We start from the raw sequence: 16,195 nt of genomic DNA on the forward strand, positions 1-16,195 counted from the left end.
TCGAAGCAGCAATCCGAAGCCGCTCAAGCAACCACGTCAGCCCCGCGAAATATCGAGGCTAACGTGTGTACGCCCGAGCGGACGAACCGGGCCGGATACGCCGAGATCACCCCGGCCTACCGACTCCTCGATATCGTGCACACCACGGCACTCGCCCCATGCCGAGCGGCGGCTGCACCGCGAATTCACAATCTTGTTCGATGCCAACATGATTCACCATTTCCTCTACGACTCCTACCAGGAGATCGGGTCGCGGGCGTCGGTGAACCTGTATCTGCCGCTGCTGGCCGAGCGCTTCGCCCGGCAGCGGCCGCACGCTCGATACCCTGCGTCAATTAGGCGACGCCACACCCGTCCGAAACCGCACGCGACCCGAACTGCCCCACAACACATCTCGCCGCCCTACACTCAGAGGATGGACGCACTGCTGACCGTAATCGGGATCGGGGCCCTACTCGCCGTCACCGGCGCGGCCTATATGGCATTCTTGGTCCTACGCGGCCGCAAGTGAAATTCGAATCCATCCCACCAGCCTCCGTAATACCGTGTCCTTCAACACATTCCGCAGTATAAGTGTCGAAGATGCCCGCATCGCCGGCCTCCGCTTCGTCTGCGACCCGCACAAACTGACCCACATCGAATCCGAAACCCCGCTCACCCTACTGGCGCCGCAATGTGGTCGAACGCCGCTTCAACCGGCTCGAGCAGTATCGGGCCATCGCTACCAGATACGACAAGACCGCCACCTCATACCGAGGCATGCTCGACCTGGCCACCCTGCACCTATGGCTTTGAGGGCGCTCCCTAGGGTGCCCGGGGTCTGTCCAGTTAGCCGTCTGACGCAATCAGCGCAAGTGGCCGACCAACGGGATCTTCCGAACGCACGTTGCAAGTCTGGGGTTCCGGTAGGTTCGAAATCAGCTCTGGGCCAGGGATTTCGATGATCGCGGTATCGTCCACAATGGCTCAGACCACGAGGGCGAAACGGGGGCAGTCATGGACACGGACCTGACACTGTCGATCGCCGGTGCCGACACCGGTTGGCACATGGGCGAACTAGTCCGCTGGTTGCGTGCAGAGCCGGAACTGCGCGGAAAAGTCACCGCGGCCGATGCGGTTCCGAATCCTGGCGACATGGGTTCGTTGGTGGAGTTGGCCACCATCGCGGTCGGCAGCGGCGGGGTGTTATCGGTGCTGGCAACATCGCTGAAGACCTGGCTTGCACAGCCCCGGCATTCCGACATCCACATCGAGGTCCGCAACGTCCGTGGGCAGTCGGTGATTGTCGATGCTGAGCGTGTGGCTGACGTGGCCGCTTTGTTGAAAGTGGTCTTCGACACCGACGGGTGATCTGAAGCGGCGCAAGGGAATGCCGAGATGCGGTTACCGGATCAAATGACGTCGCAGGCGGTTCTTATCGGGATCGACTGCTATGAGCATCTGCCCGATCTACCGGGCGTGCACGCAGGCGCGGCCGAGCTGCGTGATGTGCTCAGCGATCCGATACACGGATCGCTGCTTGCCGACAACTGCACGCTTCTTCCAGAAACCGCGTCGCCGTCGGTGATCGGCCACGCCGTCGCAGCGGCGGCTGCGCGGGCCCGCGATCTGCTGCTGATCTACTTCGCCGGGCACGGAGTGCTCGGTCCTCGGCGTGGTGAACTGCATCTGGCGGTGGCAGACACGCATCCTGACCGCCCCGGAATCGGTGGCGTTCCATTCGAGGCGTTCCGCGACCTCTACGTGGACAGCCCCGCAGCGGCCAGGGTCGTGATCCTGGACTGCTGCTACTCCGGACGCGCACTCGGCGTCAACCAGTCCGCAGACGGCCAGGGCCTATTGAACGAGATCGTCACCGAAGGCACGGCCATCCTGACATCCGCACCACCCAACGGGATCTCGAAAAAGCTCGACGCCGAGACCTACCCTGCCTACACGGGTCGTCTCATCCGCCTGTTGAGTGAAGGCATGCCCGGCGGGCGTGAACTATTGACGTTGCCCGCTCTGCACCGGCAACTCTGCCATGAACTAACAGCGGTGGGGCTGCGTCAACCGCAGGCCGACCTCAACCCCCTGCTCGACCAACTCGGGTTGATTCGCAATCGGTCCCGATCGGGCGGTCCGCCACTCGAGGTGCAACTGCTGCACGCCATCCGGTCCGGGCAACTGGTGCTGCACTATCTGCCTGAGGTCGACCTGTGCACGGGAGCACTCGTGGCCGTCGAGGCCCTGGTGCGATGGAATCATCCCGACCGTGGACTGCTCTTGCCGTCGGCCTTTATCCGTGCCGTCGAAAAGACCGGTCTCGCAGCCGAACTCGGCTGGTGGGTCATCCGCACCGCCTGCACCGAGTTCGTCGGTTGGCGTGCACAGGGACTCGCGCAAGACATGATGCTGCGGATCAACATTTCGCCTCTACTGCTCGCGGAACCGGAGTTCGTCAACACCCTCGATGCGGTTATCCGCCGCACCGGCATCGAAGTCGCATCGGTATCGATCGAACTCGCCGAAGACGCCGACACCGACTTCGAGTCAGCCGTCGCTGTCGTCCGCGGTCTGAAACGGCTCGGAATCAAAGTGGGTATCGGTGGATTCGGTACGTACAACGGCTCATTGGCGATGCTGCGCCAGCTACCGGTCGACTATCTCGAGATACACCACTCGTTTGTGCTCCAACTGAAGGCCGACAACCAGGACGCGATGGTGGTGCGGGCCATCATCGGGCTGGCCGCAAGCTTCGGACTAGTGGTCTCGGCCGCGGGAATCGAAACACTGGAGGCCGCCCGAATACTGGTCGAGCTGGGCTGTTTTCGCGGACAAGGTTTCCTATTCTCGCCACCGATACCCGGCGAAGACACTCGCGCACTGATCACACGCGGCCGATTCATCGGCAACTTTCCACAACCGATGGACTCGGCCGATCCCACCGAACCGATCTCCCGGCAATGACCATTTGCGACGCAGCGCTGCGATGCTGGGACAGTCAGCGCACAAGTGACCCTGGTGATCTGGTTGCTTTGCGGTCGAATGCGTGAGCGGGCGGTGCGGATCCCGACGTTTTCGGTATGGGACCAGTGCACGCCGCGCGGTCCCACACCTGCGCAATCTGATCATCGCGGCCGTGGCGGACCACCGCGCGGCCGTGCAGACGGTATCACCCGCCACGCGCCTCGGGCTCCGGCGCCGAATAGCCTCTACGGCTCGCACCTGCAGTTACCTTTGCCCGGGCCAGGCCGCCACTCTCGACTGATTGATAGACCAGTAGGAGTTCTGGATCTCCTCGGCCGACGATGCATACTCTTGCAGTCGAGCTGCGGGCGAACGGGAAGCTCGACTTGTTATGGAATACGACGCCGGCGACGAGGAAGTCGAGGCGCCAGAACCTGAGGCCACAGTCGTGAGCAAACCAACCCTGATCGCCAAAGGCTCGATCATCGAACGCCACATGCACATCTGCCGCGGGCCTTCGTGATATCGACAAGTGATCGGGGTAGAGTTTTCCCAAACCAAACCTAGCGGCGTGGTTCGCCAAACGGATCGAGCGAATCTGGTTGGGAGGTGTGGTGAGTCGTCCGACTGACCGGCAGCGTGGCCGCCCTTCCAATCGCTTGCATCACAAAATAGCGGGCCGCCGGTACAGCACGCTCCGATTAACTCCACCCATCGAATCAACACTAATCCGACGGTGGCGACAGAAACTCGGCCATTTCCTGGCGAAGCTGATCGGTTGGGACGGCTGGGCAAAGGTGGCGGCATTCGCCACTGCATTCACGGCCGTGACTGCACTGTGGTTTACAGGTCAGTCATTGCGCGCTACCCAAAATCAATATGCTTTGTCCGAACAAGGCCAGATAGCCGACCGGTTCGGCAAAGCAATCGAGCACCTCGGTTCGAACACAATCGACATACGCCTCGGCGGCATCTACTCATTGGAACACGTGGCCCACGATTCACCCGCAGACCATCCAACTGTATACGAAGTGCTGACCGCCTTCGTTCGCACTCATTCGCCCATCACACCATGTGTCGCGCCCGAGTTCGGGACCCTGTCCGGATCGGCGTTAGCGGTCGATGTACAGGCTGCGGTCGCTGTCGTCGGCCGTCGCGATACCAGCTATGACGGCCTCAATCCGATCGACCTCAGAACGTCGTGTCTCGCAGGTACTGATCTGGCGGCGGCCTGGCTCGATGAGGCACACCTAAGAGGCGCGAACCTGTCGGGCGCGTATCTGTACCGCGCGCACCTGACCTTCGCGGACCTGTTCGGTGCGTATCTGACCGGCGCGCACCTGAACGGCGCAAACCTAACCGGCGCGAACCTGGCTGACGCGCACCAGACCAGCGCGGACCTGTCGGGCGCGTATCTGAACGGCGCACACCTGAACGGCGCGGACCTGTCGGGCGCGCACCTGATCGGCGCACACGTGATCGGCGCGAACCTGACCAGAGCGCAGCTGATCGGCGCGAACCTGACCTACGCGCACCTGACCGGCACGGGTCTGTTCGGCGCGAACCTAACCGGCGCGAACCTGACCGGCGCCGACCTGACCGGCGCCGACCTGACCGGGGCAGACCTGACCGGCGCGAACCTGGAATCCGTGTGCTACTCGTCATCCACGAGCTGGCCAAGCGACTACGTTCCTCCGCCCACTCGAACGAGCAGGTGCCCTTCTAGCTGAGCCGCCACGAGAAGCTGTCGAAACTCCGAGTTCCTGGGCGGGCGCGAAATATGCTGCACAGCGAGATCGAAATCCACTGATCAGCGGATTCCAACCAAATCCGAAACCGATGGGGCCGGCACGGCAGAAGCGAGAAAAATCGAGGTCAACTGCCTGAATTAATCCGGACCCATGATCTAATCAGGTCTGCAATCTGGCCGTTGGCTGTAGTTGCGATCCCCCAATGGCCGGCGTTGTAGAGACGTCTCTCGATGGGAATTCCAAATGAATCCATCGATGCTTGAAACTCGTTGGAGAAGAACCGATCGTAAACGCCTTCCAATGTCTGCAAGGGAGGGGTTCCCTCCGGGAGGCTGGCGTACCGCGGGTTCATCACACGATCTGAGAAGTTGGCGGTGTACGCAAGTCCCGCGTGATAGCCGTCATCGTTGGGGTGATTGGATTCACGCGGCTCGTTCGACATTTTGTGAAGCCATCTGACGGCTTGGTCGAAGACGCTCGTAGAGCGCGGTATACGAGCCCACGTTGCGGCGACGATCGACTTGGCTGCGAACCCCCAGAACTCTGGGATCCGTATCATCTGATTGAGGATATCCAGCAATCCGAACGGCTGATCTCCGAACGCTACATGCTTCCTGAACCAGGCACCGAACATGTCGAACGACGGAGCCCCGAATGTGGTGAAGGATGCTATCCGCGACGCCAATTCTGGCTTCGTCAGCAGGTCCCACCCGATGACGCCACCGAAATCATGCCCGATGTAGTGGACCAGCTCATCAGGGGCAAAGTTGTCGACCACCGCGCTGAAATCTTCGTCGAGCCGGTCGAGAACATACGAGTCCACATCATCTGGTTTTCCAGAATTACCCACACCACGCATGTCGTAGGTGAGCACACGAAACTCGTCAACGAGCAACGGCAGGATCGGGAACCACACCGCGTGACTGTTGGGGTACCCGTGCAGCATGACCAACGTCGGTGCCGTCCCGCGCGCTCGACCGTATTCCTGCACCGCGATCGGAGTCCCGTCCGCACTCTTCACGATGTGTTCGACTACCGGAACCGGAGGACTTGCCCGGTCGAACTGAATCGGCTCCCAGGGAGTCCGGTTGTCGCTCGGAACTGCCGAAGCGCTCGACCCAACACGAACTGCAAGGAACACGGCCAGCGCACCGGTGGTTCCAACGAGGAGCCGTCGGCGTGTCAGCGACGGAAGATAACGCATTGAAGTTCCTTCCTCACGGATCGATGGATGTGAGACGTTCTCCCCGGCCTACGGAGCGTCGAGTGCCGCAACGATCGCTGCGGCCGCATGAAGTGTTGATGCTCGAGCGCCGGGGCTGACTGCGGTGACATAGATGTAGGCGTGGATGAGCCCGGTGGCGCGATGCAGGGTGACGGGCACACCGGCCTCTTCGAGTCGCGCGGCGTAGGCAATGGCTTCGTCATGCAACGGGTCGAATCCCGCGACGGCGATATAGGCGGGTGGAAGGCCGGCGAGGTCCTCGCCGAGAAGGGGGGATGCCCGGTGGTCGAGGGCGTCGTCCGGCTTGGTGAGGTAGTGGCCCTTGAACCAGCGCATCTTCTTACGAGTGAGGTAGTAACCGTCGGCGAACTCCTCATACGAGGGGTGCTCCGTCGACAGGTCCAGTACTGGGAAGAGAAGTGCCTGCATCCGGGGCGGGTGGGCGTGACCGCGAAGCAATTGGCTGAGAGCCGCGCTGATGTTGCCACCCGCACTGTCTCCGGCAACGACGATACGGTCGGGGTCGATTCCCCAGCTGGAGGCATGCGCGACCGCGAAGTCCCAGGCAGCCAGTCCGTCGTCGATCGCGGCGGGGAACGGGTGCTCGGGGGCCAGGCGGTAGTCGACCGAGAGCACATCCGCCCCGGTGTGCACCGCCAGGAAGCGGACCGCGGAGTCGATATAAGCGCGGCTTCCGAGGACCCAACCGCCACCGTGGAAGTAGACGATGAGTCCGCGGGGTGCCCCGGCGTGCGCGCGGTAGCGCGTGGCGGGGATGGGTCCGGCGGGACTGGGAATATGGAGGTCTTCTTCGATGACGAACGGCTCGAAGGTGTCGGCGTAGACGATTGCCTCTTCTTCTGCCTGCACACGGGCCTGCTCGACGGGCTTGTCGGAGAAGTCGGAGCCAGGGAGCCTGTTCATGAAACGCAGCATCACTGCCGCCTCGGGCACAAGTCGGTCACCGTTGACATTGACGGGCGCTTTCTGACCGAGCAACCGGAAAGCTGTGTGCGGGATCGCCAAAACGATTGCCCGTTCGATCTTCCGCAGTCGGGTCAGGGTCCGGCTGGTGGCTTGGCTCATAGGTCGTTCTTTTCTTTCTTTCGAATCGGGCGGTTTCTGGCACAGAGGCCGATCAGGGTTGCAAAGGCCTCATGTGGTTCAACGACAAAGTCATGCCGGATCGCCCGCACCGACAACGACGCGGTCGTCGGTGGACTCGATGATGTAGTCATCCAAATTCAAGCGACGAGTACGGGCGAAGTAGGTAAAGGTGAAGCCGGGCCAGCTCGTGGGGTTCTTACCGGACTCGGTTTTGAACCAGCTCGTGCAGCCCTGGTCCCAGACAGTCTCCTGGATACGCTCCTGGAGCTTCTCATTGAAACGCTGCTGAACATCGCCCCGCACCTCGAGCGCACCGACTTCGCCTTCTGCGAGTAATGCGACGGCCTGCATCACATAGTTGATCTGCGCTTCATGCATCAATATGACCGAGCTGTGCCCCAAACCCGTATTGGGTCCATAGAGAATAAAAAGATTCGGGAAATGGGCAACCGAGATGCCGAGATAGGCTTCGGCACCCTCGGCCCACTCGTCGTGCAGTGCGCGGCCACCGCGGCCGGTGATGTGCATGGGCGCGAGCATGTCTGTCGCTTGGAAGCCGGTACCCAAGATTATGGCGTCGACCTCGTGGACCCGTCCCTCAGCTGTGACCACTCCCCCCGGGCGGATCTCGGTGATCGCCGAGGTGACCACCTCGACATTCGCGCGGACTGTCGCCTCGTAGAATTCGTTGGAGATCAGAATGCGCTTGCAGCCGATCGGGTCTGCGGGGGTGAGCTTTTCCCGCAGCGCCTGATCGGTGACCTGGCGGCGAAGGCGCTTACGGAACTGGTAGTTCACTGGTGCCATCAGCTGGGGAAATTTGGTGAACGCCAGAGCGCGCGGCTCCAGCTGCCAGTAGGTTGCCAAGCGCGAGAGTCGCTGTAGCGCGGGGATGCGAGTGAAGGCCGCACGAATCAGGCTGGGGTAGCTGTAATCCGGCTTGGGGAGAACATGTGGGGCGGCGCGTTGGAAGAGAGTGAGTTCGGCGACCCGGGGAGCGATCTGCGGCACGAACTGAATGGCTGACGCACCGGTGCCGACCACTGCAACGCTCTTGCCGGTCAGATCGTAGTCGTGGTTCCACCTGGCCGAGTGAAACATTTCCCCGGCGAACGTATCGATGCCGGGAATCCGAGGGTAAGCCGGGCGGTTCAGTTGACCCGTAGCTGGGATGAGCAGCATTGACGTGTGTGTCCTACCATCGGACAACTCGACGGTCCACTGGCTCGACAGCTCATCGAAGGTGGCTCCGACGACCTCGGTGTTGAAGCGGATGTGGCGCAGTACGTCGTACTTGCGAGCGCAGTGCCGGAGGTACTCGAGTATTTCTGACTGCGGAGCGAACCGGCGCGACCAGTTGGTTTTCGGCTCGAACGAGAACGAGTACAGGTGCGAAGGCACGTCGCAGGCGGCGCCGGGGTAGGTGTTGTCTCGCCAACAGCCCCCCACGCCGTCGGCCTTCTCGAAAATCGTGATGTCGTGGTACCCGGCCTCTTTGAGCTTGATGGCCATGCCGAGGCCAGCGAAGCCGGAGCCGATGATCGTCACTGAAGGACCGACAGGCGGTTTGCTATGTCCCATGGTTCTTCTTCCGTTCTGGTCAGGTTTGGTTAAACCTAGGAGTCGGCAATCCGCGGGAACAGGTGACTCTCGGCGGACGATTTACTAGATTCGGCAATTTGGGCCTCGAGTCCGGCCCCTGCTTCCACTTGACGTCGTATTGCATCTGGGGCTTCGCAATTTTGAGTAGCCCGACGCTTCGCGACGCGTTGGAGATCGGACTCCGGTTCGTCGATCTCACATTTGCCTTCTCGCTGATCCAGGCGCGTCAGGTGGCCAACGAGACCCAGCTGGTACTCGAGACACCGGAATCCCGGTGGCGCTGAAGCGTTTTGTTGTCGAGAAAGACGCCGCACGGGGATCCAGACCATCCAGCAAGAGCTGTTCGCCTCGAGATCGCTGGGGCCCTTCACATGAGCGACCGAACGCTACGCCACAATCTGGCTGCCGAGGGAACATCGTTCCGAGGCCTCTTGGATGAGGTGCGCGAGCGCATCGCCGAGGAACTGCTCGTCGTCGGGGGTTGCCCGTGGCCGAGGTCGCGTACCGACTCGGGTACGTAGACGTGTCGAGCTTCTCCCAAGCCTTCCAGCGCTGGAAGGGGGTCAGCCCTCGGGCTTACCGGTCACTGCAGCTCGCCCGCTGACAGTTGCCGCGATTGCGGATTGCCGAATCTAGTAAATCTTTCGCCAACGACCACCTGTGCTACCGACTCGGCTCTCTTTACCGTTGTGGCTGGCGTCCGGAGGAGAGGACATGTCGTTGCTTCGGCGGATTTGTGACAGAAAAGGCCAGGTCGATGCCTTCATCGAGCCCTCGGGGCGGCATCGGTGAGCCCCCCGTCCACGCGAGTTGGTACGACGAGGCGCTCGCGTCGCGCAAGAGCATCGTGATCTCCAATGTTCCCGGACCTGAACAGCCGCTCTACGCCGGCGCCGCCCGCATGGAGTCGTTTTTCCCGATGTCCCTGTTTGTTCAAGAACGAAGCTCTCAATATCACGGTCGTTTCCTACGACGGAAATCTGAACTTCAGCTTTACTGCTTGCCGTACTTCTCTGCCTCGTGTCCAGGATGTTGCGGTCTATACCCTCGCGGCGCTGGAACAGCTCGAAGAAGCTGTCCGGGATTCCGGTCAGCGAACTCCGGGCCAAGAGGGCTGAGATCGCCTTTGGGCCGATCGCCGTTCACCTGCACCTGGTAAGCGATCGATGCCGCATCGCCTCAACACGCGGTAGTTCATCGGCGCCAGTCTCGACATGACGGCGGATTCATCACCGAATGCCCTGGAGCAACCACTCCGTCACCGACTCGAAAGAAAGAAGGCCACCGATGGTGGAACATATTGCCCATGTAAACGAAATCGACATCTGCTACGAGACGTTCGGCGACGCGAACAGCCAGCCGTTGTTGCTCATACACGGCATCCATGGCCAAATGATCTCGTGGAACGAGACACTCTGCAAACAGCTCGCCGGTCGCGGATTCTATGTCATCAGGTTCGACAACCGTGATAGCGGACGTTCCACGAAGTTCACCGAACCCAACAGTCCGGTCCGAGTCGCCCTTCGGCTGCAACGGCCCGCCTACCTATTACGGGACCTTGCCGCCGACGCGGTCGGACTCCTAGACCATCTCAACGTCTCGGCGGCGCACGTGATGGGAATGTCTATGGGCGGCATGATCGCCCAAACGATCGCGATCGAATACCCGGGCCGGGTCCGATCGCTCACCTCCATCATGTCGACCACCGGCAACCTGCGCGTAGGCTATCCCAGGAAACCGGCCGCCGTTTCCTATATTGTCAACCGATTCCCCGCGAATCGCGACGCCAATATCGCCTACTTGACGAAGATGCTCTGCACATTGTCCGGCCCCGGCTTTCTCTTCAATGAGAGCACCCTCCACACGTTCGCCGCCCGCAGCGTCGCCCGCGGTACCAGTCCAGATGGCGCACTTCGACAGGCCGCCGCCGTCTTCGCGGCGTCGGATCGCACCAAAGACCTTGGCCGGTTGACTATCCCGGCATTCGTCGTGCATGGCTTGTCAGATCCATTGATCCATGTGTCAGGCGGGCGCGCAACGGCCGCGGCAATCCCAGGCGCTGAGTTGTTCCTGATACCCAGCATGGGCCACGACCTTCCGCCACAGACCTGGGTTGACCTCATCGACGGGTTCGTGAGAACCGCCGATCGACGCGAGCTGAGCAAGTGAATTCCTTCGCAGCACCGCAACAATCGACGTCCGCATACGCTGACCAGTAGGAGTAGGTGGCTATGCCCGCGGCCATGACCTGGACGGCTGGGCCGTCGCGATCACTGGTGGCGCCCGCGGAATCCGTTTCGCGATCGCCAGAACACGTGTGAAGGGAGCAACCCCTCCGATGTCAGACTTGACAGATCCGCAGCCCCGGGCAGCGACGAGCGCCCGCGCGGGGAATCCACCGCTGCTCCTGAAGGTGTTGCAGCCCAGCAATTTACCCAAGCCGCCGTCCATCGTGCGTTGGGCAGCCGACGTGTGGCCGAGCCGCGCACACGTGCCGCCTTACCCATCTCGACCGATGATGAACGAGCCGACGCACCGTCTTGCCGATGATCCACTCCAAGACGCGCGGATCCCTCCGAACATCGTCGCGGGCGTCTTGGACATCGTCGAGCAACGCGGCACCAACACCGAGCCTTTGCTGGTCGGCACCGGCTTGACCCGTGGCCAGATCGACCTGCCCGGGACGCGATTGTCGTTCCGTCAGGCGACGACCATTCTGCGGCGAGCCCTGCACACCTTGCCCGCAGGTCCCGTCGGAATGCGCATGGGCGGCCGTGACGTGCTGTTGTCCTGGGGCCTGGTCGGCTTCGCTATTCGCTCCTCCCGCTCCGGCGCGGAGGCGATCGCGATCGGCACAAGCCTGCACCAGGCGGCCGGGAGTCTGCTGAACTGCGAAATAAACTACGGGACAGACGAATTCGAATTGAGACTGCTGGAGCGTAGCCCAGATGCCGAGCTACTGCCCTTCTTGTCCGAAGAGGCATGCGCGTCGATCGTCGCGTTGGTGCGTGCGGCATTCGGCGGCCAAATCACACCGAAGCGGATCGAATTCTCCTATCCAGCGCCCGCATACGCCGATGTCTACCGTCGGTTCTTCCAATGCCCGATTCAGTTCGGCGCACAACATGTCCGCATCTGGTTCGACACCGAATTACTGGACCGCCCGATTCCGACCGCCAACCCCGCCCAATTGGCGATCGCCGTCGAGGCGGCACGTCAGTTGGCCGATGCGGAAGGCCATCGCCCCGACACGGTGGCCGCTGTCGTAGGCGTACTACGGGAGAATCTGCGACACCCGGTGACAATGGCGCAGATCGCCGACCGGCTGGCGATCAGTGACCGCACTTTGCACCGACGGCTTACCGACGCCGGTCTGAAGTTCGGTGAGATTCGTGACCGGGTCCGTATGCACCGTGCGACGGTTCTGTTGCGTGAGTCCAACATCCCGGTCGCCGTTGTCGCCACTGAGGTTGGATTCAGCGACAGCCGCCAGTTCCGCCGCGCGTACCAACGCTGGACTGGAAAGACCCCCAGCGCCGAGCGTGCTTCGGCCGGACGCTGACCCTCGAGATGCCGGGGCCGAACCCGCCTCGCAAGGGCATATCCGGACAAACCCGCTGGTAGCAGCCCTCTGGAGAAGGCACACACTTAAGTTCGCCCATACCGGCAGTATCCGGAATGGTGGAGGCAGCGGTGTTGGTGAGAGAAGTCGTGGGTGGTTCGATCGTGTCGAACTATCTCGCGAGGCTCCCGGTCCACGAGGACGATAGTGTGCTGATCGCGTCGGCGGCGAGTGAACTGTTCTGCGGGAGTTTCGAGCCGTGGTCCGCAGGCCGAATCGGCGGTTGTACGGTGTCGCACGACGTGCCGTCATGGGTCACGCCGTGCAGTATTGCCGCCGACAGCCGATACATCGTCGGACTTCTGATCGAGGGCGAGGGCACTCACAACCGAGCACCCCGGTCGAGTCTCCTGGCACCCGGAACGTTGATTGCCTACGGTTCCCGCGCGCCGTTTGCCATGGAGTTTCGAACACCATACCGCTACAACATGTTTCACATCGCGGCATCGGATTTAGGTGCCGGTGCACACAGTCTCGAGACGGCTGCCGAGCAGATCCAGCTGCCGTCGGGGTTCGGCGAATATTTCTCGGTGGGCAGGCGATTCTGAGCGTTCAACCCGTCCGTTGTCTTGTATCGAAAGCCGTTGGGAAGACCGCTGGATAGATCGCTTCGGCCATAGCCTGATACGTGATGGCGTTGGGGCGCAGGTTGTCAGGACGGCGTAACGGGGTTGAAGCCGATCACGCTGTTCGAGAACTGCTCGCTGCGGACCCATGCATTGAAGCGCCGCCAAGCCGGATTCACTTGGGCCACCGAGACCGATCCGCCCCGAGACAGGGCTCGTTCTGCCATCACGGTGGTCGAAGCAAACATATTGCAAAACCGACCGGTCCGTAGCAACAGAACGATTCTGTCCGGTTTGCGCCCCATATTTGCGGGAGCACCCCTCCCGTTGCTGGCTCCCTGAGCGTTGAATTTGACCTCACAGGTATTGACCATCAGGAGGATTGATGACCGACACCACCGATGTCACTGGCGGGCGTGTTTGTATCGTCGGGGCCGGACCCGCCGGACTGTCGGCGGCCCGCGCCCTGAAACGGCTGGGCATCCCCTATGACCAGTACGAGCGGCATTCCGACGTCGGCGGAATCTGGGATCTCGATAATCCGGGTACCCCGATGTACAAGTCGGCCCACTTCATTTCGTCTCGCAGTACGTCCGGCTTCTTCGACTTCCCGATGCCCGACACCTACGCGGACTATCCGAGCAACCGCGATATTCTCCGGTACACAAGGGGTTTCGCCGCAGCCTACGGTCTGCGCGACGCGATCCGGTTCAACTGTGCAGTCCAGCATGTCGAACAGGTCGGCGATATCTGGAACGTCACCGTGCCCGACGGCACCGTCAAGCAGTACCGCGCCGTGATCTGCGCGACCGGTGTCACCTGGGCCCCGCGCAGCCCCGAGCACCCGGGCACTTTCAACGGCGAGATTCGACATTCCTCGTCCTACCGGAATCCAGAGGAGTTCTGGGGTAAGCGTGTCCTCATCGTCGGTCTGGGCAACTCGGGTGCCGATATCGCCTGCGACGCGGCTGCCCATGCCGAGGCCGCGTTCGTCAGTGTGCGCCGGGGTTATCACATAATCCCCAAGCACGTTTTCGGAATTCCCTCCGACGAGTTCGGCAGCCATGGCCCGGACCTGCCCGTCAAACTCGAGCGGCCGCTGATGCAAACGCTGTTACGCGTGATCCAGGGCGACCTCACCAAGTACGGCCTGCCGAAGCCGGATCACAAACTGTTCGAATCACATCCGCTGCTCAACAGCCAACTCCTGCACTACCTTCAGCACGGCGATGTCGCGATTCGCCCCGACATCGCCGGCCTGGACGGCGACCGAATCCGCTTCGTCGACGGCAGCACCGAAGAGATCGATCTGGTCCTCTACGCGACGGGCTACAACTGGTCGATTCCATACGTGCCCGAGGAATACTTCCAGTGGCGTGACGGACGTCCCGACCTGTACCTGTCGGCATTCAACCGTGACCACTACAACCTGATCGGTCTGGGCTATCTCGAGATCAATTCGAGTGCCTACACCGTGTTCGACCACGTCAGCAATCTCGTTGCTCAGTACCTGCACGACCAGTACCACCTCCCGGCCCGTGCCGCCGCCTTCGACCGCCTGATCGCCGAGGACCGCCCCGAACTCAGCGGTGGCCTCCACTTTCTGGACTCGGCTCGGCACCGATCCTATGTGGACGCCCGCACCTACCGCCGCTATCTGGCCAAGGTCCGCAAACGCATGGGTTGGCAGGACCTTACGCCCGGCCTGTTCGGTGATCTGCGATGTGAGCAGTCCGTGGAATCCGCGAACGCATGAAAGTCGCGGTAGTGACCGGCGGGGCCGGAGCCATCGGCACCGCCATTTGCACGCAATTGGTCGCACGCGGCTATTACGTGCTCGCAGTCGACGTGGACATCGCGGGACTCGAGCGACTGCCTGCTGGGGTCACCGGCGTGCTTACCGACCTGAGCGCTCCCGACTTCTACCAGCACGTGCTGACCGCGGTCGATGACGCGGGCGGCAGCTGTGACCTGCTGGTCAACAACGCCGGCATCGTGACCGTCGGTTCGATCGAACTCGCTGATCCGGCCGTGATTCGTCGGGAACAGCTGATCAATCTGCACGCACCGATCCTGCTCACGCACGCGTTACTCCCATTGCTACGGCAGAGTCGCGGTCAGATCATCTCCGTCGCCTCGCTCGCATCGATGCTGCCACTGGCCGAGAGCCCTGTCTATTGCGCCTCGAAAGCTGGTCTGCGTGCCTTCATGCTCTCGATGTCGTTGTGGGAGAAGGAAACCGGAGTGCGTATCAGCCTCGTGCACCCGGGTGCGGTCGACACCCCGATGCTCAGACATGAAGCCACCCACGGTGGTTCGGCCCTCAACTTCCTGAGCGAACCGCTGAAACCAGAGACAATCGCCAACGCCGTCGTCGCCAACCTCGATCGACCCCGCCTCGAGAAATGTGTGCCCCGCCATGATGGCTGGCTGGTGAAAATCGTCGGAATAACACCCGGTGTGCTGCAACACATTCGACCACTGTTGGAACGAGCGGCGCAATCGGGCTTACAGAAGTACCCACGACGGAACGGAATCACGCTCGGTTCCCCATAGCCTCGACCGCAACCCACACTCGAGCAGCGTGCGGAGAAGTCGACACTTAAGTAAAACCGCAGAACACTTGCTCCGGTTGCCAATGTCCAACGGATCTGCGGCATCGTGGCCCTTCACAACCGAGCTTGGGTGGTCCGACGACCCAAGCTCCGGATACGGGCCCAAGGCGCTACCTCGCGTCAGAGTCCGGGTTCGGCGGCCGTGGCGTCTCCGATACAGGTGAAAAAACGCCAGATGAGTTGTGACAGATGCGATTCCGCAATCGGCTGTTCCGTGGCGAGTCGGCGACGTGGCATGGAGGTGCAGGGATGGCCGGTGGAAGTACGTCATTTGACGGAATCGAAGATCGCGGGTGACCGCTAGATCGCCGCGGGCGCCCGGGCGAAATTCCGGAACGAACACCGCCATGCCGAGGACGAGGTACGCTTTTTCGCCGCCGGGAGCGGCTGCTTCTACCTGCACCTCGGCGACGAGGTCGTGGCCGTGGTCTGTGAGGGTGGTGACCTGATTTCGGTGCCCGCCGGCACCCTGCACTGGTTCGATATGGGCACCAGGCCGGACTTCATCGCCATCCGTCTCTTCGAGGAAGAAGACGGCTGGATTGGCGAATTCACCAGCGATCGCATCAGCGAAGGTTTCCCCACCCTCGACGACTTGCGGACCACCTCGTAATCGGCGCTGCCGTCGTAGATATCGAGGGCACCGCCGACAATTGCTTTGCCTGCCGATAGCATCCCACGTTCGGCCTCCACGGCAAGTCAACCTGCTGTTTGGCCCACCCTGTGACGTAGGTGCCCGGAATCACGGCTTCTCCGTT

16 protein-coding genes and 2 pseudogenes are annotated in these 16,195 nt (G+C 61.8%); 15 read left to right on the forward strand and 3 right to left on the reverse strand.

Going from position 1 to position 16,195, the window contains the following annotated elements; all coding sequences use genetic code 11:
• The first annotated feature begins 130 nt into the window (after positions 1–130).
• The 5 genes from ACQP1G_RS30225 to ACQP1G_RS30245 all read left to right on the forward strand — a co-directional run bounded on the left by ACQP1G_RS30225 (position 131) and on the right by ACQP1G_RS30245 (position 4,679).
• A complete protein-coding gene (locus tag ACQP1G_RS30225; protein WP_433208938.1) occupies positions 131–511 on the forward strand; it encodes a three-helix bundle dimerization domain-containing protein in 381 nt (126 codons plus the stop codon).
• Between the two features lie 485 nt (positions 512–996).
• Positions 997–1,350: an effector-associated constant component EACC1 gene (locus ACQP1G_RS30230; protein WP_433192988.1), complete on the forward strand. Its 354-nt coding sequence runs from the start codon at positions 997–999 to the stop codon at positions 1,348–1,350.
• A 45-nt stretch (positions 1,351–1,395) separates the two neighbouring features.
• Positions 1,396–2,949 carry a caspase, EACC1-associated type gene (locus ACQP1G_RS30235; protein ID WP_433192989.1) on the forward strand — a complete coding sequence of 518 codons (1,554 nt, stop codon included), beginning with the start codon at positions 1,396–1,398 and terminating at the stop codon, positions 2,947–2,949.
• A 391-nt stretch (positions 2,950–3,340) separates the two neighbouring features.
• Positions 3,341–3,472 (forward strand): hypothetical protein, encoded by a 132-nt coding sequence (locus ACQP1G_RS30240; RefSeq protein WP_433192990.1) that lies wholly within the window; start codon positions 3,341–3,343, stop codon positions 3,470–3,472.
• A 304-nt stretch (positions 3,473–3,776) separates the two neighbouring features.
• The gene (locus tag ACQP1G_RS30245; RefSeq protein ID WP_433192992.1) at positions 3,777–4,679 is read left to right on the forward strand and encodes a pentapeptide repeat-containing protein; all 903 of its coding nucleotides are present in this window, start codon (positions 3,777–3,779) and stop codon (positions 4,677–4,679) included.
• A gap of 145 nt (positions 4,680–4,824) precedes the next feature.
• On the opposite strand, the gene ACQP1G_RS30250 is transcribed toward ACQP1G_RS30245, so the two are convergent.
• From ACQP1G_RS30250 to ACQP1G_RS30260, 3 genes are all read right to left on the reverse strand, one after another.
• On the reverse strand, positions 4,825–5,904 hold the full coding sequence (locus tag ACQP1G_RS30250; protein WP_433192993.1) for an alpha/beta fold hydrolase: 1,080 nt from the start codon (positions 5,902–5,904) through the stop codon (positions 4,825–4,827).
• 48 nt (positions 5,905–5,952) lie between these two features.
• Complete coding sequence (locus tag ACQP1G_RS30255; RefSeq protein WP_433192994.1) at positions 5,953–7,011, reverse strand: alpha/beta hydrolase; 1,059 nt, start codon at positions 7,009–7,011, stop codon at positions 5,953–5,955.
• A gap of 90 nt (positions 7,012–7,101) precedes the next feature.
• On the reverse strand, positions 7,102–8,580 hold the full coding sequence (locus ACQP1G_RS30260; protein WP_433192995.1) for a flavin-containing monooxygenase: 1,479 nt from the start codon (positions 8,578–8,580) through the stop codon (positions 7,102–7,104).
• A gap of 95 nt (positions 8,581–8,675) precedes the next feature.
• Between ACQP1G_RS30260 and ACQP1G_RS30265 the strand changes: the two genes are divergently transcribed.
• The 10 genes and pseudogenes from ACQP1G_RS30265 to ACQP1G_RS30310 form a co-directional block, all read left to right on the forward strand.
• Positions 8,676–8,918, forward strand: coding sequence for an AraC family transcriptional regulator ligand-binding domain-containing protein (locus ACQP1G_RS30265; RefSeq protein WP_433192996.1), 243 nt, complete (start codon positions 8,676–8,678; stop codon positions 8,916–8,918).
• Positions 8,919–9,121: 203 nt separating this feature from the next.
• Positions 9,122–9,238: a helix-turn-helix domain-containing protein gene (locus ACQP1G_RS30270; protein ID WP_433208941.1), complete on the forward strand. Its 117-nt coding sequence runs from the start codon at positions 9,122–9,124 to the stop codon at positions 9,236–9,238.
• 153 nt (positions 9,239–9,391) lie between these two features.
• Positions 9,392–9,547 (forward strand): annotated as a pseudogene (locus tag ACQP1G_RS30275) (WS/DGAT domain-containing protein); the annotation flags it as partial.
• Positions 9,492–9,752, forward strand: coding sequence for a WS/DGAT domain-containing protein (locus tag ACQP1G_RS30280; protein WP_433192997.1), 261 nt, complete (start codon positions 9,492–9,494; stop codon positions 9,750–9,752). The pseudogene ACQP1G_RS30275 and the gene ACQP1G_RS30280, both read left to right, overlap by 56 nt.
• Positions 9,753–9,921: 169 nt before the next feature.
• Complete coding sequence (locus tag ACQP1G_RS30285) at positions 9,922–10,803, forward strand: alpha/beta fold hydrolase (RefSeq protein ID WP_433192998.1); 882 nt, start codon at positions 9,922–9,924, stop codon at positions 10,801–10,803.
• Positions 10,804–11,149: 346 nt separating this feature from the next.
• A complete protein-coding gene (locus tag ACQP1G_RS30290; protein ID WP_433192999.1) occupies positions 11,150–12,196 on the forward strand; it encodes an AraC family transcriptional regulator ligand-binding domain-containing protein in 1,047 nt (348 codons plus the stop codon).
• A gap of 116 nt (positions 12,197–12,312) precedes the next feature.
• Positions 12,313–12,804, forward strand: a complete 492-nt coding sequence (locus tag ACQP1G_RS30295; protein WP_433193000.1) for a hypothetical protein — start codon at positions 12,313–12,315, stop codon at positions 12,802–12,804.
• A gap of 403 nt (positions 12,805–13,207) precedes the next feature.
• Complete coding sequence (locus ACQP1G_RS30300) at positions 13,208–14,578, forward strand: flavin-containing monooxygenase (protein WP_433193002.1); 1,371 nt, start codon at positions 13,208–13,210, stop codon at positions 14,576–14,578.
• Positions 14,575–15,378, forward strand: a complete 804-nt coding sequence (locus ACQP1G_RS30305) for an SDR family NAD(P)-dependent oxidoreductase (protein ID WP_433193003.1) — start codon at positions 14,575–14,577, stop codon at positions 15,376–15,378. The genes ACQP1G_RS30300 and ACQP1G_RS30305 overlap by 4 nt, the downstream gene beginning before the upstream one ends.
• A 366-nt stretch (positions 15,379–15,744) precedes the next feature.
• Positions 15,745–16,050, forward strand: a pseudogene (locus ACQP1G_RS30310) (cupin); the annotation flags it as partial.
• Between the last annotated feature and the right edge of the window lie 145 nt (positions 16,051–16,195).

The organism is Nocardia sp. CA-107356, assembly GCF_050946365.1.
Classification (GTDB): Bacteria; Actinomycetota; Actinomycetes; order Mycobacteriales; family Mycobacteriaceae; genus Nocardia.

Bases quoted from the DNA above. Each gene is read 5' to 3' on its own strand.
- ACQP1G_RS30240 (WP_433192990.1), top strand. From the start codon at position 3,341: ATGGAATACGACGCCGGCGACGAGGAAGTCGAGGCGCCAGAACCTGAG.
- ACQP1G_RS30295 (WP_433193000.1), top strand. From the start codon at position 12,313: ATGGTGGAGGCAGCGGTGTTGGTGAGAGAAGTCGTGGGTGGTTCGATC.
- ACQP1G_RS30305 (WP_433193003.1), top strand. From the start codon at position 14,575: ATGAAAGTCGCGGTAGTGACCGGCGGGGCCGGAGCCATCGGCACCGCC.
- ACQP1G_RS30285 (WP_433192998.1), top strand. From the start codon at position 9,922: ATGGTGGAACATATTGCCCATGTAAACGAAATCGACATCTGCTACGAG.
- ACQP1G_RS30230 (WP_433192988.1), top strand. From the start codon at position 997: ATGGACACGGACCTGACACTGTCGATCGCCGGTGCCGACACCGGTTGG.
- ACQP1G_RS30235 (WP_433192989.1), top strand. From the start codon at position 1,396: ATGACGTCGCAGGCGGTTCTTATCGGGATCGACTGCTATGAGCATCTG.
- ACQP1G_RS30255 (WP_433192994.1), bottom strand. From the start codon at position 7,011: ATGAGCCAAGCCACCAGCCGGACCCTGACCCGACTGCGGAAGATCGAA.
- ACQP1G_RS30300 (WP_433193002.1), top strand. From the start codon at position 13,208: ATGACCGACACCACCGATGTCACTGGCGGGCGTGTTTGTATCGTCGGG.
- ACQP1G_RS30290 (WP_433192999.1), top strand. From the start codon at position 11,150: ATGATGAACGAGCCGACGCACCGTCTTGCCGATGATCCACTCCAAGAC.
- ACQP1G_RS30250 (WP_433192993.1), bottom strand. From the start codon at position 5,904: ATGCGTTATCTTCCGTCGCTGACACGCCGACGGCTCCTCGTTGGAACC.
- ACQP1G_RS30280 (WP_433192997.1), top strand. From the start codon at position 9,492: ATGTTCCCGGACCTGAACAGCCGCTCTACGCCGGCGCCGCCCGCATGG.